Annotated in this window: 20 protein-coding genes; 17 read left to right on the forward strand and 3 right to left on the reverse strand. The window is 37.9% G+C overall.

Going from position 1 to position 22,936, the window contains the following annotated elements; all coding sequences use genetic code 11:
- Nucleotides 1-83 precede the first annotated feature (83 nt).
- From EGS71_RS01520 to EGS71_RS01550, 7 genes are all read left to right on the forward strand, one after another.
- Nucleotides 84-1,874, forward strand: a complete 1,791-nt coding sequence (locus tag EGS71_RS01520) for an ABC transporter substrate-binding protein (RefSeq protein WP_023060531.1) — start codon at nucleotides 84-86, stop codon at nucleotides 1,872-1,874.
- 15 nt (nucleotides 1,875-1,889) lie between these two features.
- Nucleotides 1,890-3,713 (forward strand): ABC transporter substrate-binding protein, encoded by a 1,824-nt coding sequence (locus EGS71_RS01525; protein ID WP_085946120.1) that lies wholly within the window; start codon nucleotides 1,890-1,892, stop codon nucleotides 3,711-3,713.
- The gene (locus tag EGS71_RS01530; RefSeq protein ID WP_000719394.1) at nucleotides 3,714-5,747 is read left to right on the forward strand and encodes a M3 family metallopeptidase; all 2,034 of its coding nucleotides are present in this window, start codon (nucleotides 3,714-3,716) and stop codon (nucleotides 5,745-5,747) included.
- 12 nt (nucleotides 5,748-5,759) lie between these two features.
- Nucleotides 5,760-6,698 carry an ABC transporter permease gene (locus tag EGS71_RS01535; RefSeq protein ID WP_000881924.1) on the forward strand — a complete coding sequence of 313 codons (939 nt, stop codon included), beginning with the start codon at nucleotides 5,760-5,762 and terminating at the stop codon, nucleotides 6,696-6,698.
- A 7-nt stretch (nucleotides 6,699-6,705) separates the two neighbouring features.
- A complete protein-coding gene (locus EGS71_RS01540; protein ID WP_000953840.1) occupies nucleotides 6,706-7,848 on the forward strand; it encodes an ABC transporter permease in 1,143 nt (380 codons plus the stop codon).
- Between the two features lie 12 nt (nucleotides 7,849-7,860).
- Nucleotides 7,861-9,591, forward strand: a complete 1,731-nt coding sequence (locus EGS71_RS01545; protein WP_001295038.1) for an ABC transporter ATP-binding protein — start codon at nucleotides 7,861-7,863, stop codon at nucleotides 9,589-9,591.
- A gap of 107 nt (nucleotides 9,592-9,698) precedes the next feature.
- Nucleotides 9,699-10,358 (forward strand): SOS response-associated peptidase family protein, encoded by a 660-nt coding sequence (locus EGS71_RS01550; RefSeq protein WP_000332560.1) that lies wholly within the window; start codon nucleotides 9,699-9,701, stop codon nucleotides 10,356-10,358.
- Nucleotides 10,359-10,411: 53 nt separating this feature from the next.
- On the opposite strand, the gene EGS71_RS01555 is transcribed toward EGS71_RS01550, so the two are convergent.
- Nucleotides 10,412-10,780, reverse strand: a complete 369-nt coding sequence (locus tag EGS71_RS01555) for a hypothetical protein (protein WP_000979740.1) — start codon at nucleotides 10,778-10,780, stop codon at nucleotides 10,412-10,414.
- Nucleotides 10,781-11,089: 309 nt separating this feature from the next.
- Between EGS71_RS01555 and EGS71_RS01560 the strand changes: the two genes are divergently transcribed.
- Together EGS71_RS01560 and EGS71_RS01565 are read left to right on the forward strand one after the other, a co-directional pair.
- Complete coding sequence (locus EGS71_RS01560; RefSeq protein ID WP_000471055.1) at nucleotides 11,090-11,947, forward strand: 3'(2'),5'-bisphosphate nucleotidase CysQ family protein; 858 nt, start codon at nucleotides 11,090-11,092, stop codon at nucleotides 11,945-11,947.
- A gap of 57 nt (nucleotides 11,948-12,004) precedes the next feature.
- On the forward strand, nucleotides 12,005-12,739 hold the full coding sequence (locus EGS71_RS01565; protein ID WP_001162376.1) for a histidine phosphatase family protein: 735 nt from the start codon (nucleotides 12,005-12,007) through the stop codon (nucleotides 12,737-12,739).
- A gap of 56 nt (nucleotides 12,740-12,795) precedes the next feature.
- Here EGS71_RS01565 and rpsT read toward each other — a convergent pair whose 3' ends face one another.
- Complete coding sequence (gene rpsT, locus EGS71_RS01570) at nucleotides 12,796-13,062, reverse strand: 30S ribosomal protein S20 (protein ID WP_000013652.1); 267 nt, start codon at nucleotides 13,060-13,062, stop codon at nucleotides 12,796-12,798.
- Between the two features lie 212 nt (nucleotides 13,063-13,274).
- Between rpsT and EGS71_RS01575 the strand changes: the two genes are divergently transcribed.
- From EGS71_RS01575 to EGS71_RS01610, 8 genes are all read left to right on the forward strand, one after another.
- A complete protein-coding gene (locus tag EGS71_RS01575; protein WP_000156076.1) occupies nucleotides 13,275-13,940 on the forward strand; it encodes an NAD(P)H-binding protein in 666 nt (221 codons plus the stop codon).
- Between the two features lie 12 nt (nucleotides 13,941-13,952).
- The gene (rraA, locus tag EGS71_RS01580) at nucleotides 13,953-14,459 is read left to right on the forward strand and encodes a ribonuclease E activity regulator RraA (protein WP_000108825.1); all 507 of its coding nucleotides are present in this window, start codon (nucleotides 13,953-13,955) and stop codon (nucleotides 14,457-14,459) included.
- Between the two features lie 24 nt (nucleotides 14,460-14,483).
- Complete coding sequence (locus EGS71_RS01585; RefSeq protein WP_085944070.1) at nucleotides 14,484-15,266, forward strand: glutathione S-transferase N-terminal domain-containing protein; 783 nt, start codon at nucleotides 14,484-14,486, stop codon at nucleotides 15,264-15,266.
- Between the two features lie 145 nt (nucleotides 15,267-15,411).
- Complete coding sequence (locus EGS71_RS01590; RefSeq protein ID WP_001222568.1) at nucleotides 15,412-16,344, forward strand: Dyp-type peroxidase; 933 nt, start codon at nucleotides 15,412-15,414, stop codon at nucleotides 16,342-16,344.
- 79 nt (nucleotides 16,345-16,423) lie between these two features.
- Nucleotides 16,424-16,780 carry a hypothetical protein gene (locus EGS71_RS01595; RefSeq protein WP_000473795.1) on the forward strand — a complete coding sequence of 119 codons (357 nt, stop codon included), beginning with the start codon at nucleotides 16,424-16,426 and terminating at the stop codon, nucleotides 16,778-16,780.
- 134 nt (nucleotides 16,781-16,914) lie between these two features.
- Entirely contained in the window at nucleotides 16,915-20,376 is a 3,462-nt protein-coding gene (gene mfd, locus EGS71_RS01600) for a transcription-repair coupling factor (RefSeq protein ID WP_000487584.1), read from the forward strand.
- A 200-nt stretch (nucleotides 20,377-20,576) separates the two neighbouring features.
- Nucleotides 20,577-21,011, forward strand: a complete 435-nt coding sequence (locus EGS71_RS01605; protein WP_000492048.1) for an HIT domain-containing protein — start codon at nucleotides 20,577-20,579, stop codon at nucleotides 21,009-21,011.
- Between the two features lie 52 nt (nucleotides 21,012-21,063).
- Entirely contained in the window at nucleotides 21,064-22,533 is a 1,470-nt protein-coding gene (locus EGS71_RS01610; protein ID WP_001175660.1) for an adenylate/guanylate cyclase domain-containing protein, read from the forward strand.
- Between the two features lie 48 nt (nucleotides 22,534-22,581).
- Here the strand turns inward: EGS71_RS01610 and fdx are convergent, their stop codons facing one another.
- Nucleotides 22,582-22,920 carry an ISC system 2Fe-2S type ferredoxin gene (gene fdx / locus EGS71_RS01615; protein ID WP_001137382.1) on the reverse strand — a complete coding sequence of 113 codons (339 nt, stop codon included), beginning with the start codon at nucleotides 22,918-22,920 and terminating at the stop codon, nucleotides 22,582-22,584.
- Nucleotides 22,921-22,936: the final 16 nt, after the last annotated feature.

Below are 22,936 nucleotides of genomic sequence, written 5' to 3' on the forward strand. Positions count from 1 at the left end.
GGCCTATCTGTTGAAAAAGAACTTTTCTTATGCAGATTTAGATGTTACTCAAAAGGATAATATCTTTTAAAAAAACTAATTACGTGGGTATGAACTTGAAATTAAAATTTTTTAAGCTCGCCATTTTAAGTCTGGCTATTACATCAGTTCCTTGTGCTTACGCAATTACGCCAGCGCAACCAAACAAAATTTTGCATGTTGCCTATGAGGCCCCAGATGATGGCTTCGATATGGTCAAAACCACCAATTTCTATAGTGCTAATATTGCTGAGGCAATTTTTGAGCCTTTACTCAAATATGACTATCTAGCGCGTCCACTACAGTTAGTTCCCAATACTGTAGAAAGCCTGCCCAAAGTGGAACAAGACGGTAAAGTTTATATATTTAAGATTAAGCCGGGTATCTATTTTACCAATGATCCAGCTTTTAAAGGTAAACGCCGTGAGTTGGTGGCTGAAGACTACGTCTATACAATTAAACGTATTTTAGACCCTAAAAATAGAGCGCCTTCTGTTTCTTTTATTGATGGTAAGTTACAAGGTGCCGATGCGGTTGTAGCTCAAGCAAAGAAAACTGGAAAATTTGATTATGCTACCCCAATTGCTGGAGTTAAAGCTCTTGATCGATATACTCTACAATTTACTTTGACTCGCCAAGACTATAATTTTCCTTATATTCTTGCCTATATTGCATTTGGTGGTGTTGCTAAAGAGGTTGTTGATTATTACGGTGATCGTATTGGCATGCATCCAGTAGGTACTGGTCCTTATATGTTAAGTAAATATGTACCGAGAAGTAAGGTCGAGTTAGTTGCTAATCCTGATTATCGTGGTTTTGTCTGGAATTTTAAGTCAACAGGAACACCTTGGGATAACCAACTTGTTAAGGAAATGTTTGGAAAGAAAATGCCACAAGTTGGCAAGGTGGTGGTCAGTATTATTGAAGAAGAGCAGTCACGATGGTTAGCTTTTCAGTCTGGACAACTAGACTTTGATAAACTCACAGCGAATGCTGTTCCTCAAGCTTTAGATGGAAATCAGCTTAAAGCTTCTTTTAAGAAGAGAGGAATTAAGCACTATCCAAATAAGGATCCTGAGATTACCTATACTATGATGAATATGCGGGATCCGGTGATCGGTGGTTTTAGCCCAGAAAAAATAGCGCTTCGTAGAGCAATTACTCTGTCATACAATCAAAAAGAAAGCATACAACAAGCTTATAAAAGTCAGGCCGTTAGATCACAAATGTTTATACCTGAAGGTGTAAACGGATATAACCCGAAGTATAAAAGTAGCGTAGGATATAATCCGCTGTTAGCAAATAAACTACTTGATCATTATGGTTATAAAAAAGGGGCTGATGGCTACCGGACCTTACCAAATGGCAAACCTTTAATTTTAAAAATCAATACAGAAAATAGCTCAGCATCGGTTATTCATTCAGAACTCTGGAAAAAAAATCTAGATGCGATTGGCATTCGAGCTGACTTTAAGGTAAGTAACTTTGCAGATAACTTAAAAGCCGCTACTCAATGTAAATATATGATCTGGAGCGGTGCATGGATTGCTGACTATCCTGAAGGAGATAATTTTGCACAATTATTATATGGACCAAATGCTGGGCAGGGAAACCATGCTTGTTATCAGTCTAAAACATATGATGCTCTTTATACTCAGGCCATTCATTTACCACCTCAACAACGTCTACCATATTACGAAAAACTTAACCGTCAGATAGAAGCTGATAACCCTTGGATTATTCATGTAACACGAATTCGTAATTGGTTGATACAGCCTCAAGTTCAGGGGTTTAAAGCTCACCCAATGATGAATACAAACTGGCAATATCTTGATATTACCCCTATTAAAAAATAATTTTAGATAAAGATCATCATGACCGAAAATTTAAAACAAAAGCTTAAGCACTGTAGTGTCGGCCTATTCTTTGCCGGAATGGCTTTAACGGGTTCTATATCTATTTTTGCGAAAAGCCCAGCCGATCCAAATAAAGTTTTGCGTTATGTATTCCCAACAGCTGAAACAGGCTTCGACCCAGCTTATGTACATGACTTATATTCAGCGCATGTACTCACATCTATATTTGAAACTTTATATACCTATGACTATTTGGCAAGACCAGCAAAATTAATCCCACACGTGGCTACGGCTATGCCAGAAGTGAGTGCAGATGGTCTGACTTATACCATTCATATTAAGAAGGGTATTTACTTTACAGCCGACCCAGCGTTTAAAGGTAAACCTAGAGAGTTAACAGCTTACGATTATGCATATTCTTTTAAGCGGTTATTGGACCCAAATTTACGCTCACCCAATAGTTGGTTATTGGAAGATAAAATTGAAGGTATGAATGCTTTAGTCAAAGCAGCCAATAAATCCGGAAAATTTAATTACGATCAAAATGTAAGTGGTTTACAAACACCTGATAAGTACACTTTGGTGATTCGGTTAGTAAAACCAGACTATAACTTTCCTTTATTACTGGCCCATGATCCGACAGGTGCGGTGGCACGTGAAGTCATCGAGAAATATAAAGATAAAGCTGGTTTTGTTATGGGGCATCCAGTAGGAACCGGACCTTATATGCTCAGTAAGTGGATACCTGCCTCACGTATTGTTTTAAAAGCAAATCCTGAATATCGAGGTTTTACCTGGAACTTTAATGCCAGTAGCCCCGGGGATGAAGCAATTGTAAAGCGCCTTAAAGGTAAACAAATGCCTCAAATCGGCACAATTGATATTCAGGTGATGGAAGAAAACCAGTCACGATGGTTAGCATTCCAGCGTGGTGAGGTAGATATCATTCAGCTTGAAGGACAATTAGTTTCAAAAGCGATTAAAGACGGTAAATTAAGACCCGAGCTTGCAAAAGAAGGCGTGCAATTATCTCGTATTGTTGATCCAGAAATTAGTTATATCTATTGGAATCTCAAAGATCCCGTTGTTGGAGGAATGAGTAAAGAAAAAATTGCCTTACGCCGTGCTATTGCGATGTCCCGTTCAATAGATCAAGAGATTAAATTGGTAAGGAATAGTGATGCAGAACGTCTTCATTTCCCAGTTCCACCTGGTGTAGTGGGATATGACCCACAGTATAGAAGCAGTACACCATATTCAGTAAAAGCAGCCAATCTGCTGTTGGATCGATATCACTACAAAAAAGATGCTTCTGGTTGGCGTACACAACCAAACGGCAAGCCGCTCGTGGTCGAATATAAAGCGCGCAATGACAGTATTGGCCAACAAAGTGCTGAACTTTGGAAGAAAAACTTCGATAGCCTACATATTCGCATGGTGTATAAGCCAATGCTTTTTTCAGACTTACTTCGATCACAGAAACAATGTGAGGGAATGTTTGGTTCTTCTGCTTGGATCGCTGATTATCCGGATGGGGATAATTTTATGCAGAATTTTTATGGCCCAAATACTCATATGACGAACTGGTCTTGTGGTTCGATACCAGAGTTCGATGAGTTGTACCGCCAGTCTCAACAAGTGAAGCCAGGCCCAGAAAGAGATGTGTTATATCGAAAAATGACGCGTTTGTTAGAGGTTTATATGCCTGTGCAAATGTCTTATGCACGCTATCGCAATATGTTGGCCCAACCACGAATTATTGGATATAAGAAGCATCCGATTTTACATGCTGAATGGATGTACTTCGATATTGATACAAATACGAAATCTAATCATTAAATGAAAAAAATTGGAGATACGATGAAAAATAATACACTGAAAATGACTACATTATGTATGTTGACCATAGGTATAAGTCAATTTGCATCGGCTGAAGCGACGCGTGCGACATTACCATTACTCAAAGCAGAGCAACTCCCAGCATGGTGTGATTCTAATTTAAAAAAAATTCAGCAAGAGATTTCTAGTTTTGAAAAAACGCCTGTTAAAAACGATGCTGCCGCTGCTCCGATATTAGCCAAGTGGGATAAAATTTTTGCTCATCTTGAAGATTTTTCGGGGCCCATAGGTCTATATAGTAACGTCGACCCAGATGCGAAATTACGTAAGGCAGCCGAAGACTGCGAAATCAAAATTAATCAGTTTCATACTGATATCTTCCAAAATTCAAAACTATATAACGTAATTAAAAATACAAAAGCAACTGATCCAATAGATAAAAAATACCGTCAGGATATTCTCGATCAGTTTGAAGACACGGGGGTTCAATTAGAACCAGCAAAACGTGCAAGAATGAAAGTCATTCTGGATGAGTTGACTAAACTCGAACAAGAATATAACCGCAATATTCGTGATAACCCTGAAAAACTTGAATTTACTCCTGAAGAAATGAAAGGGCTGCCAGAAAGTTATATTTCAGGGTTAAAGAAAAATGCTAAAGGTAACTATCTATTAGGTTTTGAGTATCCGGAATATCGTCCATTTATGGAGCTAGCGGATAATGATGATGCCCGAAAAAGATATCAAATTGCCTTTACACGACGTGGGACTGAACAAAATTTAAAACTACTCAAACAGGCAATAGATTTACGTTATGAACTTGCACAGTTATTTGGAAAAGCGAGTTATGCAGATTGGGCTTTAAAAGACCGAATGGCAAAAACACCAGAGGCTGTAAACAAGTTCTTGGCAGAAGTACAAAAAACGGTAGCACCACTTGAACGTAAAGAAGTAGAAGAGCTTCGTGCATTTAAAGCACAAACCTTAAAAACACCGTTAGACAAAACCGAGATAACGCGTTGGAGTGAAGCTTACTGGAGCGAAAAACTTCGTAAGAGTAAATATCAAATTGATCAGGAAAAGCTTCGTGATTATTTTCCGACTTTAGCCGCACAAAAATGGTTATTTGCTATTTCATCTGATCTTTACGGTATTGATTTTAAACCTGTCAAAGTTAAAGCATGGCAGGATGAAGTTGAATATTACGATGTAGTTGATAAAAAGACAGGAAAACTCCTTGGTGGCTTATATATGGATAAATTCCCCCGTGAAGGGAAATACGGCCATGCAGCAGTTTGGGGAGTATATGGTGGCAGCACTTTAACCAACCGATTTCCGATTTCAGTATTGGTGACTAACTTTAACCGTAAAGGTTTAAATAGTGATGAGCTTGAAACTTTTGTACATGAGTTCGGTCATGCTTTACATGGCATCTTATCAAATACCCGCTATACCAGTCAGTCCGGAACTTCTGTAGAGCGTGATTTTGTAGAAGCACCTTCTCAAATGTATGAAGAGTGGGCACGCCGTAAAGAAACCTTATCTAAAGTGGCCGATTATTGTGATCCAGCTTGTCCACGTGTTGACGATGAATTAATTGCCCGTTTAAAAGCAGTACATAATTATGGCCGTGGCTTGCGTTATGCCCGTCAAACGCTTTATGCACAATATGACATGGCACTTCATACGGCAGATGCCTTAAAAGTAAAACCTTTAGAAACTTGGCAAAAAATGGAAGCTGCTACAGCCTTAGGATATGTGCCAACAACAGAGTTTCCTGGACAGTTCGGGCATTTAATGGGTGGTTATCAGGCAGGTTATTACGGTTATATGTGGTCTGAGGTTTTAGCGCTAGACATGCTTTCTGCTTATGGTGACAACCTGAATAACCCACAAGTGGGACAACGTTATCGTCAGACGATTTTATCGCAGGGTAGCCAAAAACCGGCAGCTGAATTGGTTAAAGATTTCCTTGGTCGTGAACCTGACAATAAAGCATTCTTTAACGAAATTACCGGACAACGGGTTAAATAAGGAATTATCACTATGCTGGCATATGTTATTCGGCGTTTATGGCAGATGATTCCAACCATGTTGGGAGTAGTGCTGCTTATTTTTATCTTATTTAATTGGGTCGGTGGAGATCCTGCCTATATTCTGGCAGGTAAGATGTCTAACCCTGAGCAGATTGAAAATATCCGTAAACAGTTAGGTGTTGATCAACCTTATTATGTTCAACTTTGGATTTTTATTAAGCAAATTCTTACTTTTGACTATGGCGCAAGTTGGAGCACAGGTGAATCCGTTTCACAAATTATCTTAACTCGATTAGGACCGTCGCTCACACTTTTAATTCCACTCACCATTTTACAAACAGTTATTTCAATTATTTTAGCATTGGCTGTAGCGGCGGTACGTGGCTCTCTAACTGATCGTATGGTCATGATGTTATGTACCATCGGTATGTCGATTAGTATTTTGGTTTACATTATTGTTTTTCAATATGTTCTGGCTTATCAACTGAGCTGGTTTCCAGTACAGGGATGGAGCGATAGTTTTACCGACAATTTATTTAAGTTTTCCTTACTACCAATTCTAATCATGCTGGTGGTGAGTATTGCACCTACTTTACGTTTATATCGTAGCTTTGTGCTTGATGAGGTAAATCAGGATTATGTGAGAACCGCACGTGCTAAAGGTGTAGGGGAAAGCCGAATTTTAAGCGTGCATGTTCTACGTAATGCCTCAATTCCGATTATTACCGATGTGATGTCAAATTTACCGGCATTATTGATAGGTGCATTTTTAATTGAACGCTTTTTTGGTATTCCCGGTATTGGTCGTGAAGTGATTATTGCTGTAGAGCGTAGTGATTTTCCTGTCATCAAAGCCATTACTGTATATATTGCAGCTGCAACCATGATTTTTAATTTGATTGCGGACTTGGTCTACAAAGTGGTTGATCCACGTGTACAGTTGAAGTAGGTGGGTTATGCTGAGTGTTTTATCAAAAAGAAAGTTAGAAACCCAGACAGCTCCTGCTTCAGCGGGGCTATGGCGACTTGCCATGCGTCGTCTCCGGGCCGATAAAATTGCAATGGCATCGCTCATTGTTGTGTTGTTCTATTTGATCGTATTAATACTATCTCTCACGGGTGTGATTGCATCTGATTGGAATAAAGAAGTTGCTGTCAGTTATGCGCCTCCTACATTTATAGGTGCAGATAAGACAACTGAAGCTTTGAAAAGTACAGCCGCTGTAGATGAGGAATTACCGGAAAATCCAGTCGATCCTTTAAAAGATGTAATTCACCAACTCAAGGCTGAAATCAAACAAGAAAAGAGCTCTGGAAGTGCAATTGATTATTATGGTGTAGTTGATCCATTAGCTGATGATATGAAAGCAATTGATCAGCAACTCGGTGGACATTTACTTGATCAGCAAAGTGAACTAAAAAGTACCCTAATTTTTGGTGCTGACAAATGGGGGCAAGACGTCCTTAAAAAAACCATTAAAGGCGCTGAAACTTCAATTATTGTAGGGCTTGTTTCTGCCTTACTGGCAGTCACATTAGGAACGCTTTTAGGGGCAATTTCAGGTTATTTTGGTGGTTGGGTCGATGATATTCTCAACTGGTTTTATAATATTTTTACTTCCATTCCATATTTATTATTAGTTCTTGCGATTGCTGCTGTACTACAACAAAAGGGCATTTTATCTATTGTTCTGATTTTAGGCTTAACGGGCTGGACAGGTGTCTATCGGTTAATTCGTGCTGAATATATGAAACATACGGCACGCGAATATGTACTTGCAGCTAAAGCGATTGGTGTCGGTCATTTTCGCCGTATGTTTATTCATATTTTTCCTAACGTCAGCCATATTGCATTGGTCCAAATGTCTATTTTGGTGGTTTCTTTTATTAAATCAGAAGTGATTTTGAGTTTCTTAGGGTTCGGTGTGCCAGTAGGTGTAGTGTCTTGGGGCAGTATGTTAAATGAAGCACAAAGTGAACTTCTTTTAGGTAAGTGGTGGCAGCTTGTCGCAGCCTCTGTCGCAATGGCTGTTTTGGTTACGGCATTTTCAATGTTTACTGATGCGCTACGCGATGCATTAGACCCGAAACTAAAATAAGAGGAAATCCAAATGTCAGAACAAGAAAAAAAGACCCCATTACTCCACATTGAAAACTTACGTGTAAGCTTTAAAGGTGAAGATAAACAATATATCGAAACTGTGAAAGGAATTTCCTTTGATATTCCGACCAATACGACTGTAGCTTTGGTTGGTGAATCGGGTAGTGGTAAGTCTGTCACTTCTTTAGCAACTATGGGTTTACTTCCCGTAGGTCAAAGTAAGATTGATGAAAAAAGTAAGATTATTTTTGAAGGTAAAGACTTGCTTGGCTTATCGCGTACAGAGATGCGAAAAATCTGTGGCAAAGATATTGCCATGATTTTTCAGGAACCGATGTCATCATTAAATCCGGTTTTTACGGTTGGCAATCAAATTGCAGAAGTTTTGTGTTTACATATGGGTATGAGCCGAAAACAGGCACGACAACGTGTTTTAGAGTTGCTTAAAGAGGTCGGTATACCGTCACCAGAAACGAAAATTGATGCTTATCCTAACCAGCTTTCGGGTGGTCAGCAGCAACGTGTCATGATTGCAATGGCAATTGCTTGTGAGCCCAAACTACTGATTGCCGATGAACCGACTACGGCACTTGATGTCACCATTCAAAAGCAAATTATTGATTTACTTGAATCATTGCGACAGCGCCGTCAAATGTCGATGCTTTTTATTACTCACGATTTGGCTTTGGTTGGTGAAATTGCAGATCAAGTGATTGTGATGCGACATGGTGAAATTAGAGAGCAAGGTACCGCAGAACAAGTTTTGGAACAGCCTAAAGATGTATATACCCGAGCCTTACTTTACTGTCGTCCTCAAATGTCACAAAGACCTTATCGTTTGCCTGTAACCAGTGATTTTATGCGACAAGAAAACAATATATTGGTTGAGCAAAGCTTTGATGTTTCAGAAATTCCTGAGCGTAAACGTGGTTTAAATGGCGATGAGCACATTATTTTAGAAGTAAAAGATCTGAAAAAAAGTTTTTATAGTCGTAAAGGATTGTTTGGCAAAGAAGAATTTCAGGCAGTAAAAGGCGTTTCTTTTAAATTGGCTAAAGGAAAAACGCTTGGTTTGGTAGGAGAATCGGGCTCCGGTAAAACGACTGTCGGGTTATTGCTCATGCGCTTACATCAAGCATCGGGGGGACAGGCTTTAATTGAAGGTAAAGATATTCTTTCTTTAACTGAAAAAGAGTTTGCCAAATATCAAAGGAAGATCCAAATCATCTTTCAAAATCCATATGCTTCACTAAATCCACGCTTTACGATTGGGCAGATCTTATTGGAACCTATGCAAATTCATGGAATTGGTAAAGATGATGCGGAACGTAAGCAAATTGCGCTTGGTTTACTTGAGAGAGTGAATCTGCCTGAACAAGCTTATTATCGATACCCACATGAGTTCTCGGGCGGTCAACGCCAACGTATTGCGATTGCGCGCTGCTTAACGCTAAAGCCTGAAATTCTAATTTGTGATGAATCTGTTTCGGCGTTAGATGTTTCAGTTCAGGCACAAGTACTTAATTTATTACAAGACTTACAAGATGAGTTTGGGCTTAGTTATATTTTTATTTCACATGACTTGTCGGTTGTGAAATATATCTCTGATCAGGTTATGGTCATGAATCATGGTGAAGTTGTTGAAATTGCCAACTCGGATGAGCTCTATGCACATCCGCAACATGACTACACCAAACGACTATTGCAGGCCATTCCACAAGGAATTCAGCACGTTTCTTAAGCGTAAAGTTATGTCGTTAAAGGCACTTTCGAGTGCCTTTTTATTTGGTTTATAGAATAAATACTTATAAAATAAGAGATGTAAAAGTACAGTATTTTATTCCTGCTATGTGTGCCAACTTTAAGCCTTTAACTCTTGCCCAATTGCAGCAACTTCAGTTGCCTGTGGTCGGCTTTAGCTATGCCGATGAGGTTTATCCGGGTGGGACAATGCCATTGTTATTCAAATCATCGCAAGGTTTTGAGTGGCGTGAAGTCATGTTCGGTTTGGTTCCTAAATGGGCAGAAGATACGAACATAGCAAAACATACTTATAACGCCCGTCATGAAACGATTTTCCAAAAACCGAGTTTTCAAGAAGCTGCTCTTAAATGTAAGTTCGGTGTAATACCCGTCACGGAGTTTTATGAGAGTAAATATATAAATGATAAATCTGAGCGGTGGGGCGTACACCGTAAAGATGGGCAGGCTTTTTTTATCGCAGCAATCTATGAAATTTGCAAAATGAATGAAACGATTGTCCGTTCTGCGAGTATGTTAACCATGGATGCGATTGATCATCCCATGATGAAAGACTTCCATGAACCGGGTGATGTTAAAAGATCAGTCATTGTGATTCCACATGACCGCTTAGATGAATGGTTAAGTTTAGAAACACCAGATATTTCAAGCTTTATTGAAGGTTTTCCTGTTGAGGAATTTGAATGTTTACATGTTCCTAAAGAGAAGATTATAAAACCTACACCTCAATTAAGTATGTTTGAATAACTGCATTGGAGTTAGGTTATTGGCTTAATTTTTAAGTCAATAACCTTTGATACTTAATCAATATTCTTACTTAAAGTTTGTACCTGCTCATCTTGCGCCAGATAAGCCAATTCAATCGGTGAGATTACAAAAGTTGAGTTATCTGAGGTTTGTTTAAAAACAAATCCATATTCAAAAGATTGCGTATTTTTACTTGGTAACCAGAATAAATAAGGACAGCCTGTATAGCTGCCATCCCAACCCATTTCTTTAGCTAAGGCCAAAGCTGTATCGGATTTAGCAATGATTTCTTTAAGTGATTCTTTATCTCTTTGGGAGACATCACCATCATCATCTGCAAATGTTTGTAAAAACTCATTTAATGGAGTTAAGTCTTCCCAGTTATTTTCAATTGTTGAGAAGTGATATCCATATAGCATCATATTTAGTCTTCCATTTTGTTATTGTGCTATTGAACATAGCAAGAAATGCGTGAAAAAGAAATGGTTGAATTTACTTTAAGTTGTTTATTTTTCATAAGTTATAGCATATTTTCTATACAAAAATTAACTGAGCTTTCTCTTGAGTAATAAGCGTCTAATCAAGTTAAAATATAAAGATTCAGCTGTTGAAGGAATAATAGTGTTCTTAATAAAAAGTTAAGTCTTTTTGTAAGGATACTAGACTGTTGGTGAATATTGAATTTGTCATAATTCACTTATAATGAAAAGGAAAGTAAATAGAGCTTATTTATGTTTATAACAACAACTCGCCCCAATGATGCTTTAATTGAACAGTTACTACCAATCTTGGAAGAAGCTAGCCAAATCTTATTACAAGAATATCAAAATTATTCGGCTGGATATGAATTTACGATTCAAGAAAAACATGATGATTCACCTGTAACGCAAGCAGATTTAAAGGTAAATCATTTTTTATTAAAGCATCTTGCAGAAATTACACCTGAGTTACCGGTTTTATCGGAAGAAAGTGACTATAGCGCTCGCCATGCTTGGACTTCTTGCTGGATGCTAGATCCACTTGATGGTACGAAAGAGTTTATACATGAGCGAGATGAGTTCACGATAAACTTGAGTTTGATTGAAGGGCGTGAAACGATTTTTTCGGTGATTGTTGTGCCATGTGAACAGGTCGTTTATTTAGGTTATTTAAAAGATTTACCTTTTAAATATAGCTTTAGCCAACAACAATGGTATCAATATCAAAAAACACCTTATTCAACACAAGCACCTGTACAAATTGGTTTAAGTCATAGTAGTAAAAATCCGAAATATCAGAAATTCATTGAACCTATTGAAAAGATTCGTACCGTAATTCGACGTGAAGCAGGTAGTGCTTATAAGTTTTGTATGATGTTAGAAGGAGAGATCGATATTTATCCTAGATTTCATCCGACATCAGAATGGGATACTAGCTCAGGTCAAGGATTATTAGAAAGTATAGGTGGTGGTTTACTCACTCTAACAGGTAAGCCCTTTGAATATAACCAGCGTGATACCGTATTAAATGGGGGCTTTATCGCATTTCGTGATCAGGAAAGCAAAAAAATAGCATTTGAAGCTTTAGCTCAATCAGGTGTTTTGGATTGAGAGTTATTGTAGACATGCTATAGTGGCAAAATATTGAGAAAAGATGACAAGATAAAAATGGCACTCGATTTATTGCCTAAAAGCATGTTTGAAGCAATTGATTTATTGCCTGATGCTTCGACCCCTGTAACCCTTTTTACACGTCACTCCTTAAGAGAGTTGGTAGATGGGCAAGGCTTGGCAGGATATGACCTTCAGCTTACACCGCAAGGACGTGAGCTTGCTCAGGAATGGGGTAGCTATTTAATTAAAAACACGGATCGTGTAATTCAACATTGCATTTCTAGCCCAATTCAACGTTGTGTAGACACTGCTGCACTTATGATTGAAGGAGCAGATGGAGTGAGCCCTGAACCGAATACGCATACAATTGAAATAGTTGAACAAGGTTTGTTGGTTGAACCTGGTAGCTTTGTACTGGATATTCAACAGGCGGCGCCTTATTTTCGTAAACAAGGGGCACTTGGTTTTATTAATAGCTTTGTGAACAATGCCTTACCGGGTATGAAACATCCAATTACTGGCGTATTAGATGTATTAGAGCTGATTTATCAAACTCATCCTAAAACAAAAAGTGGTCTAAGTTTAGCTGTAAGTCACGACACAATTATTGCAGCGATTGTTGCAGTAATTTCAGGCAATAACCAAATACAAAAAGCAGATTGGCCTGCCATGATGGAAGGGCTGTTTGTATGGTTTGAAGGTGATGAATTTCCAAATTGTAAATTAAAGTGGATTTGGAGAGGCAAAACTTACGAGTTAGATGTTTCTGAGTTCCATAAAGTACAGTAAACACAAAAACATAGACAATAAAAAAAGCCCTGTTGGGCTTTTTTTACATGCTTCAATTAGTTAGCTAAAGCTTTAACTTGAGCATTTAAACGGCTCTTATGACGAGCAGCTTTATTTTTGTGGATGATGCCTTTATCAGCCATGCGGTCGATTACAGGAACAGCTTTTTTGTAAGCTTCTGTAGCAACAGCATAATCACCACCAGCGATTGCACTTAAAGTACGTTTGATGTAAGTACGAACCATAGAACGCAAGCTTGCGTTGTGTTTACGCGCTTTAACGTTTTGGCGCGCACGTTTTTTAGCTTGAGCAGAGTTTGCCACTCTTGCACTCCTTGAAAATAAGTTGGTCTGGGCGGGCTGTGGTCAATCCAGTAAACTGGTGCAACCATCACCAGCCCGTAAACAAGTGCCATATTGTGATGAATCAATACCGTGAAGTCAAGCCTTGAGAGCATTTTAAGCGGTTTTAGGGGCTGCTAAAACCGTAAGAAAAGGTTAAATTTGATACAAACTTAAAGAGGGTTGGATAAAAAATGACTATAAGTACGAAAAAAGCAATTGTAGTAGGTGCTACAGGACTCGTTGGTTTAGCGCTTGTTGAACAACTTGAGCAAACACCAGAATTTGAGGCCATTACCGTTGTAGTAAGAAAAGAATCACAACTACTTAATACATATAAGAAAGTTACTCAGCTCGTTATAGACGATTTTTTATTGCTCAATGATGAAGATGTGAATGGTCATACTCATGCATTTAGTTGCTTAGGTACAACTTTAAAAATAGCGGGCTCAAAACAAGGCTTTTATGCAGTTGATTATGAGATAAATGCTCACTTTGCAGACTTAATCCAAGATAAACATATTCATTTTTTAATTGTTAGTGCACTTGGGGCAAATGCTAATTCGCCAATTTTCTACAATAAAGTAAAAGGCGAATTAGAAGATTATATTCAAAGTTTAGGAATCGAAAAATTATCTATTTTTAGACCTTCTCTACTGATTGGTAAGCGTAGCGATGTGCGTTTTATTGAAGATTTAGGACAAAGTCTATTTAAACTTATTGAAAATAAATGGACTAAGCCTTTCAAATATAAACCAGTTACAGCAGAGCAATTGGCTCATACCATGGTCGTAGCGGCACTAACGCAAATTGAAGCTTTTAAACGATATGATAATCTCAGCATACAACAAACTCGATAAGGGAGAATAAAAGTGTCGACAGTACCATTTGTGACATGTGATTTATTAGATGACAATCCGGAAAAAGATTTGCAAGTAGTCACGCCCTCAATGGACGGTAAGTTCTTTAAAAGCTATGGTGCACGTCAAACTTTTGGCGGACAAGTTGTGACTGTAAAGTGTTTTGAAGATAACTCGCGTGTAAAAGAGTTGCTGGCTACAGATGGTACAGGGAAGGTATTGGTTGTGGATGGTGGTGCTTCAATGCGCTGTGCACTTATGGGAGATATGATTGCTGAATCGGCAGTTAAAAATAACTGGAATGGTGTGGTTATTTATGGCTGTGTACGTGATGTTGATGCACTTGCAAGCTTAGATTTAGGTGTACATGCATTGGCTGCAATTCCGCAAAAAAGTAACCGTAAGGGCATTGGTGAAGTAGATATTCCTTTGTATTTTGGTGGAGTCACAATTCAATCTGGTGATTTTATCTATGCAGATAATAATGGAATTGTGATTGCTAAAGAAAAACTAGTCTAGCTCCACAATTAAATAAAGGAATGCATAATGGTGAATCATCAAATTAAAGTACTGCAAGCATTAGCGTCTGCAATTGCTGAAGGTGGTAGAGGTGTTACAGGTACAGCATTTCCTAAACAGCCTGTTAGAGCTCTTAAACTTTATGAATTTGAGGGTTCACCATTTTGTCGCCGCGTTCGTGAAGTGATTACACTTTTAAATTTGGATGTCGAAATTTATCCATGCCCGAAAGGTGGATTAAAATATCGCTCCATAGTTAAAGAAATTGGCGGTAAATTACAGTTTCCTTTTTTTATTGATGAAAATACAGGTGACAAATTATACGAATCACAAGATATTATTCATCATTTATTTAAATACTATGGTAAGACAGGCCAAACTCCTGATAAGTTTTCAAATTATCCAAAAATGCCATATCTGGCGTTTGCCGGAACATTATTAAATGGTGCTCGTGGGGTCTGGATTAATAAAAAAATAGTAAATAGAGCTGCGCCTGAGCATAAACTTGAACTATGGAGCTTTGAAGCAAGTCCGTATTCAAGAGTAGTAAGAAGTGTATTAAGTGAGCTTGAGCTACCTTACATTTTACATAGTGTTGCCAAAGAAAGATGGCAAGATATGGGGCCTGCGATTCTTCGGTTAAAACCGGGCAAATATGAACCTTTAAAAGAGGGAAAGCGAGAAAAATTGTTGCTGGTCATGCAAGGTAAAATGCAAGTGCCTTATTTAGTGGACCCAAATACAGGCGTTAAAATGTTTGAATCTGCGGAAATTGTAAAGTACCTAAAAAAACAATATGGCAGTTAAAATATAAATGAGAAAAACACACTAGAGATTGAGATAACTCAGTCTCTTTTAAGAAGCGACAACAATAAGAAATCATACGATAAAAACATGAATATGCTAAATTACTACCTTAAATTACCAAAATAAGGCCTGTTTTATGGAATGTATGAGAATTCAGCCTGTAACGAGTCATCCTGGAGAAAATGCTTTATTTATTGTATTAGGATTAGCTCAAGGTGATTCTGTTGTAGAAAAAGTAAAAGATTTTGCTGGTAAATTCTCAGCGTTAACCAGAAGTTTGTCTAACCGTTATCCTGAAACTAAATTTAATGCCATATTAGGTTTTAGCTCAAACGCGTGGGATATTTTATTTCCACAGCAAGCAAAGCCTCAAGAATTAGAAACATTTCAAGAAATCAAAGGCCCAAAATACACAGCCGTTTCAACACCCGGGGATTTATTCTTTCATATTCGTGCTGATCGACAAGCTTTATGTTATGAGTTAGGAAGTATCATCAATGAACAGTTAGGTAAAGTAACTTACCCAATTGATGAAGTGCATGGTTTTCGATATTTCGATGGGCGTGCGATTATTGGCTTTGTAGATGGAACAGAAAATCCTGAACCTGTAATTGCTGCACAATGGGCATTAGTGGGTAACGAAGATCCTGACTTTATTGGGGGAAGTTATGCATTTATCCAAAAATATACCCATGATATGGAAAAATGGCGTGCATTAAGCGATGAGGAACAAGAAAAAGTTATCGGGCGTAAAAAGTTCAACGATATTGAGCTTGATGATGAGGAGAAACCTTTAACAGCACATAATGTAGTAAGTAAAGCGCATGATGCAGAAGGCAATGAACTAAAAATTATGCGTGCAAATATGCCTTTTTCGAATCCATCCAAAAATGAATATGGTACTTTTTTTATTGGTTACTCACGTAAATTTAGTACGACACGTCAAATGCTTGAAAATATGTTCTTAGGAAATGAGCAAGGTAATCTTGATCGATTACTTGACTTTAGTACTGCCCAAACAGGAACTCTATTTTTCGTACCGACAGTAGATTTTCTAGATGGCTTGGGTGACGAGTAGGCATTAAAAATAAACTTAGATGGTAGAGGTGAGTAGATTACCTCTACTATATAAATTGAAATTAATATGATGTGATGAGATGTTTAAAAAATTAACCCAACTTTTTCAAGGTTCGAAAGAGACACCAGAACAAATTTATTTACAAGAGAATCAGCTCAGTTTTGATTCAGAGCGTGGTCCGGTTATTAAAGATGTCGTGATTAATGAAAAGTGGTCAGAGCACCTTGAGTATTTTTCAAATCGTAAATTACAGAATTTTGATAACTTACCTAAGCTATTTCAAATTACACCACAAATTAATGAAAAGATTGATTTAGAGATTGCAACGCAACGATATGTGGAAAGGTTAGGTAATACACAAGAAAAGTTACTTGAGCTTAAAGCAATCATACAGGTATTAAACCAATATTATGTGATGTTTTTACGAGACAAATAACTTCAAATGATTGTTTAAGAACTATAAAAAAGTATCACAAAGTAGTAGCTTGATTGCAGAAAAATAACTCAATTCACTAAAAACATCATGCTACTATTAACCTCATATCTTTTTAGCTCATAAAAGCCATATACATGTTTCAACAAGAAATCTCTCAATTGAATTTGCAACAGCTCAAGGCCGGTGAAAAGCGTTGGGTGGGGTCATTATTAGGTTCATCAGCAGCTTTATTGCTTAAAGAAATTGCCACTCAACATTCTTCTTTATTGGTATTAGTTGCTAGAAACAACCAACATGTTGCTCAATTAGAAAGTGAACTTGAGTTTTATGGAGTTAAGCCGACAATTTTTCCGGATTGGGAAATTTTGCCTTATGACCGTTTATCTCCCCATCAAGATATTGTGTCAGAACGTCTTGCTATTTTATCTAATATGCCTCAGCAAGGCGTATTACTGATTTCAGCAAGTACCTTGGCTCAACGGGTTGCACCTTACTCATGGGTATTGGGAGAACACTTTGATATAAAAGTGGGTCAAAAATTTGATTTAGAACAACAAAAATTAAGGTTAGTTCAGGCGGGCTACCACTTAGTAGATACAGTTTATGACCATGGTGAGTTTGCTGTACGCGGCAGTATTATGGATATTTTTGCATCTGGGCAAGAATCTCCAATCCGCATAGATTTATTTGACGATGAAATTGATTCTTTAAAATTCTTTGACCCAGAAACTCAAAGAACAACAACCACGCTAAAAAGTTTTACGGTTTTACCCGCGAAAGAATTCCCTTTAAAAGAAGGGCGTTCAGTTTTTAGAGACCGTTATTCTGAGTTTTTTCCTACTGCCAATCCTAAGAAAAATCCAATTTATCAGGACGTTTTAGATGGTATAGCATCGCCTGGTATTGAATTTTATTTACCGCTATTTTTTAATAAAGAACAAATGCAATCACAAAGTATGTTTACAACATACTTACCAAAGAATTGCATAGTAATTACAACTAATGATATTGATACTGATTTAACGAGTTTCTGGAAAGAAGTTATGCGTCGTTATGAAGACCGACGCCATAATATGGATCAACCTATTCTTGCTCCAGAAGAGCTATTTATTTCTCCAAATCATCTGCTAAGTGCTTTAAACCAGTTTCCACGAATGCTTGTAAGCGCAGAAACTATTGAAGAAAAAGCTGGTGCACTTAATCTTAAAACTGAACAACCACCCAAGTTGCCAGTCGATCCGAAAAAAGAAAAACCATTTAGTGCCGTAAAAAAATATATTGATGAAGCAAATCATCCCGTTCTATTGGTTGCGGAAAGTGCAGGACGTCGTGAAAGCTTAAAAGATGCGTTGCGTTCAAGTTTAGGTGAGATTCCGAATGTAGAGAATTTTGAGCAATTCCAAATTAGTCAATTCGCAATTGCTATTACTAATGCACCTTTAGATCGTGGTTTACTTTTAACTGATCAATTAACGGTTATTTCAGAAAATCAGCTTTACGAGCACCGAGTTATACAGCGTCGTCGCAAGCGTCAACAGGAAGTTTCAGAAGAGTTTCTGATCCGAAGCTTAACTGAGCTAAGCATTGGTGCTCCTGTTGTACATATCGATCATGGTGTGGGGCGTTATGCTGGTTTAATTACACTCGCGATTGAAGGACAAGACTATGAGTTCTTACAACTAGATTATGCCGAAGATGCAAAAGTCTATGTTCCAGTAACGAACTTGCATCTAATTAGCCGTTATAGTGGTGGCGACCCGGATTTAGCACCGTTACATAAAATCGGTACTGATGCGTGGAGTAAAGCTAAGCGTAAAGCATTAGAGCAAATTCATGACGTTGCAGCTGAGCTTTTACATATTCAGGCACGTCGTCAGTCAAAACCCGGCTTTGCTTTTGAACTGGACCAGTCGCTCTATATGCAATTTGCGAGTGGCTTTGCGTATGAAGAAACACTTGATCAGGCTAATGCAATTGAAGCCACACTCTATGATATGCAGCAAGCAAAACCAATGGATAGGTTGGTGTGTGGCGACGTGGGTTTTGGGAAAACCGAAGTGGCCATGCGTGCAGCATTTGTAGCGGTACAAAATGGCAAACAGGTCGCTGTTTTAGTTCCTACGACTTTACTAGCTCAACAACATTATGAGTCTTTTAAAGACCGTTTTGCTGATTGGCCAGTACGTATTGAAGTACTCTCACGTTTTGGTTCAAACAAAACACATTTGAAAAATATTGAAGACTTGGCAAATGGTAAAGTCGATATTGTGGTAGGTACACATAAGCTTCTACAAGAGAATGTTCAGTTTAAAGATTTAGGTTTAATGGTTGTAGACGAGGAGCATCGCTTTGGTGTGCGTGATAAGGAGCGTATCAAAGCTTTACGTGCCGATGTTGATATGTTGACACTTACAGCAACGCCAATTCCTCGTACGCTTAATATGGCTTTTTCGGGTATGCGTGATTTGTCGATTATTGCGACTCCGCCAGCCCGTCGATTAGCAGTAAAAACCTTTGTGCAAGAGCATACAGATGCTTCAATCAAGGAAGCGATTTTGCGTGAGTTACTTCGTGGTGGACAAGTTTATTTCTTACATAATGAAGTAGAGACCATTGAGCGAGCTGCTGAAAATATTCGTGTGCTTGTACCCGAAGCACGTGTAGCGGTAGCACATGGACAAATGCGTGAACGCGAACTTGAGCAAGTTATGCAGCAGTTCTATCACAAAGAATATAATGTGCTGGTGTGCTCAACCATTATTGAGACAGGTATCGATGTTCCAAATGCCAATACAATTTTAATTGAACGTGCGGATAAACTTGGTTTAGCGCAATTACACCAGTTACGTGGCCGTGTAGGTCGTTCGCATCACCAAGCATACGCCTATTTGTTAGTACCTTCGATTAAACACTTAAAAGGTGATGCCGAAAAACGCCTTGATGCGATTCAACGTGCTTCGACATTAGGTGCAGGCTTTATGCTCGCTACGGAAGATTTGGAAATTCGTGGGGCAGGCGAGTTGTTAGGCGAGCAACAAAGTGGCTCAATGCAGGCGATAGGATATAGCTTGTATATGGAAATGCTTGAGAAAGCGACTAAAGCAATTCAACAAGGTAAAACCCCGAATTTTGATGCTCCATTGTCGTTAACTGCCGAAATTAACTTACATATTCCTGCACTTATTCCAGATGATTACCTAGGTGATGTTCATCAGCGTCTATTATTCTATAAACGTATTAGTAATACCGATACACAGGAAAAACTAGATAACATCCGTATGGAGCTTATTGACCGTTTCGGTATTCCACCGCAGTCAGTTAAGCACTTATTTAGCGTGCATCAAATCCGTTTGAAAGCAGAACATTTAGGTATTACGAAAATTGATATTAATACTCAAGGTGGAAATATTGAGTTTTCACCAGATACGCCAGTTCAGGCCATTAGTATTATTCAATTAATGCAAAAAAATCCGACCTATTACCGTATGGAAGGCGGACAACGTTTGAAGGTGATGGTGCAGCTTGAAGAGTATGAAAAACGAATTCAATTTATCAATGATTTATTGCAAAAATTGATGAGTGAACTACATGTCTGAGACCTGTTTTTCTAACCAGCGCTAGCTAATTAGGACATTTGTTTTGATGTAATCGGATTTTATGTACTATTTATACTTTGAGATATGAATAAGTGCATAAAATCATTGTTATTTGTAAGCAAACGGGCTACTAATAATATTCACATCAAAACTGATGTGATAGTATTAGCCATTATTGTTTATTGTCATTTATAAAAGATATGTTTAGTTTGCATCCACAACTTGCTCAAGATACTTTTTTTGTAGGCGATTTCCCGCTTTCAACATGTCGTTTAATGAATGATATGCAATTTCCTTGGTTGATTTTAGTACCACGCGTACCAGGAATCACGGAACTATACGAATTGAGTCAAGCTGACCAAGAACAGTTTCTACGTGAATCAAGCTGGTTATCTAGCCAGTTATCTCGCGTTTTCCGTGCTGATAAAATGAATGTAGCAGCTTTAGGTAATATGGTGCCTCAATTGCATTTCCATCATGTTGTCCGCTATCAAAATGATGTAGCTTGGCCGAAACCTGTATGGGGTACACCAGCTGTGCCATATACAAGTGATGTTTTAGCTCATATGCGTCAGACTCTTATGCTTGCTCTACGTGGCCAAGGTGATATGCCTTTTGATTGGCGCATGGATTAAATCAATGTAATGCCACATATCAATGTGGCAACATTGAAATGTGGAGGATAGGGTGCAATTAGAGAGGTTTATAGATCGGGAACCTAAGCAGTTTGCATATTTTCATCGTTTGATGGGATATTCAATTCTGTCATTAATTTTAGTGATCTATGCCTTTACCTCACCAATTACTAATTATCAAATCTATATTCCTCCTTTTTTTCTTTTTTTGCTTTTTGTCAGTTCTAAACTAGAACACTGGTTGCAGTACCAGTTTGATAAGAAAACTCAAAAAAGTGTTTTTTTCGCAATAGATGCGATTGTAGTGGCTGTTACTCTGGCAGGAGTGCACCTTAATCTCGTTCCAACATTTATTGCACTTTTTGCATTGTTTTACTCAGCAATTAATAGTCGTATTTCCTTTGCAGTTATTTGTTTAACGAGTCTGCTTGGGGCGATTATTTTTTATTTAAGTACATTTTTCCTATTTGGTTTTCATCCATATTTCGAAGCCACAAGCCAAGAATTAACAGTAATTACCTTACTTGGTTTGGTAATGTTTATCACTATCGGAAATTATTACCAACACCGCTGGGTTAAAAAAATTAGTCAGCAACGTCAGCATTATTATGACCAGATGACACGTTATATTGCTTTTGCTAATCAGTTAAGCCGCTATGCTCCATTACAATTATGGCAGTCAATTATGCGTGGGGAAGCTGAAGCAAAAATCGAATATAAACGTAAAAAAATGACCGTATTCTTTTCTGATATTCAGGGGTTCACTGAACTATCAGAAACTTTAATTCCTGATGACTTAGCTTTCTTGCTTAACGATTATTTAAGTCATATGACTGAAATTGCAAAGCAATATGAGGCGACGGTCGACAAATTTATGGGAGATGCGATTCTCATATTTTTTGGAGATCCGAATTCACAAGGGGTTGAGCAAGATGCCAAATCCTGTGTAGAAATGGCAATTGCTATGCGTCAGCAAATGAAGCTGCTGCGCGAACGATGGAAGAAAATGGGATATTCGGCCTTACATATCCGTATGGGTATTAGTACGGGTTATTGCCACGTAGGGAATTATGGAGCAACCCATCGTATGGCTTATACGATTGTAGGTCGCGACGTAAATTTAGCGGCACGTTTACAGTATGCTGCTGAAATTGATGAAATACTCATTTCTGATGATACTTATCAATTGATCAAAAGTGATTTTCTATGTGCGCCTAAAACTCCAATTTATTTAAAAGGTATTCAAGGGGCAGTAAAAACATGGCAAGTCATGGAAAAATACACAGGAAATAAATCAGACCATCAACAATGGTTTGATTATGAATATAAAGGTTTCCATTTAGTTTTAAATTTAGAAGAAGTACAAAACTACGAATACCCTGAGTTGGTTGAAGTGCTTGAAAAAATGATTCAGCGCATTAAAGTTCAACAAAATTTGGTTAATACTCAAGGTGTTGCTCAGCTTAGACTTGAGGATGAAGTTAAGCCTATAAATATCGATGAAGAACAAGATCAGGTATAAATTTATATAAATAAAAAAAGCTGCCTAAGCAGCTTTTTTTATTATTTATTAGTGATTTTCCGAAGCATGGTTAATTGTGTATTTCGGAATCTCAATTTCAAGATCTTCATCTACAATTTTAACCTGACATGAAAGACGTGAGTCAGGTTCCAACCCCCAAGCACGGTCTAGAAGATCGGCTTCAACATCATTCATTTCTTCTAAGCTATCAAAGCCTTTACGAACGATCACATGACAAGTTGTACATGCACAAGACATATCACAAGCATGTTCAATTTTGATTCCTTTGTTGAGCAAACTTTGGCAAAGATTTGCATTTTGTTCAACCTCAAATTCTGCTCCTTCTGGGCAAAATTGAGCGTGAGGAAGTACTTTAATACGTGGCATATTGATCACCTATACC

This window comes from Acinetobacter sp. FDAARGOS_559 (assembly GCF_003940475.1).
GTDB classification, from domain to species: Bacteria; Pseudomonadota; Gammaproteobacteria; order Pseudomonadales; family Moraxellaceae; genus Acinetobacter; species Acinetobacter baumannii.

Excerpts from the sequence above, each read along its gene's own strand:
- EGS71_RS01530 (WP_000719394.1), top strand. The coding sequence starts at position 3,714 with ATGAAAAAAATTGGAGATACGATGAAAAATAATACACTGAAAATGACT.
- EGS71_RS01535 (WP_000881924.1), top strand. The coding sequence starts at position 5,760 with ATGCTGGCATATGTTATTCGGCGTTTATGGCAGATGATTCCAACCATG.
- EGS71_RS01540 (WP_000953840.1), top strand. The coding sequence starts at position 6,706 with ATGCTGAGTGTTTTATCAAAAAGAAAGTTAGAAACCCAGACAGCTCCT.
- EGS71_RS01545 (WP_001295038.1), top strand. The coding sequence starts at position 7,861 with ATGTCAGAACAAGAAAAAAAGACCCCATTACTCCACATTGAAAACTTA.
- EGS71_RS01550 (WP_000332560.1), top strand. The coding sequence starts at position 9,699 with ATGTGTGCCAACTTTAAGCCTTTAACTCTTGCCCAATTGCAGCAACTT.
- EGS71_RS01555 (WP_000979740.1), bottom strand. The coding sequence starts at position 10,780 with ATGATGCTATATGGATATCACTTCTCAACAATTGAAAATAACTGGGAA.
- EGS71_RS01560 (WP_000471055.1), top strand. The coding sequence starts at position 11,090 with ATGTTTATAACAACAACTCGCCCCAATGATGCTTTAATTGAACAGTTA.
- EGS71_RS01565 (WP_001162376.1), top strand. The coding sequence starts at position 12,005 with ATGGCACTCGATTTATTGCCTAAAAGCATGTTTGAAGCAATTGATTTA.
- EGS71_RS01575 (WP_000156076.1), top strand. The coding sequence starts at position 13,275 with ATGACTATAAGTACGAAAAAAGCAATTGTAGTAGGTGCTACAGGACTC.
- EGS71_RS01590 (WP_001222568.1), top strand. The coding sequence starts at position 15,412 with ATGAGAATTCAGCCTGTAACGAGTCATCCTGGAGAAAATGCTTTATTT.
- EGS71_RS01595 (WP_000473795.1), top strand. The coding sequence starts at position 16,424 with ATGTTTAAAAAATTAACCCAACTTTTTCAAGGTTCGAAAGAGACACCA.
- mfd (WP_000487584.1), top strand. The coding sequence starts at position 16,915 with ATGTTTCAACAAGAAATCTCTCAATTGAATTTGCAACAGCTCAAGGCC.
- EGS71_RS01605 (WP_000492048.1), top strand. The coding sequence starts at position 20,577 with ATGTTTAGTTTGCATCCACAACTTGCTCAAGATACTTTTTTTGTAGGC.
- fdx (WP_001137382.1), bottom strand. The coding sequence starts at position 22,920 with ATGCCACGTATTAAAGTACTTCCTCACGCTCAATTTTGCCCAGAAGGA.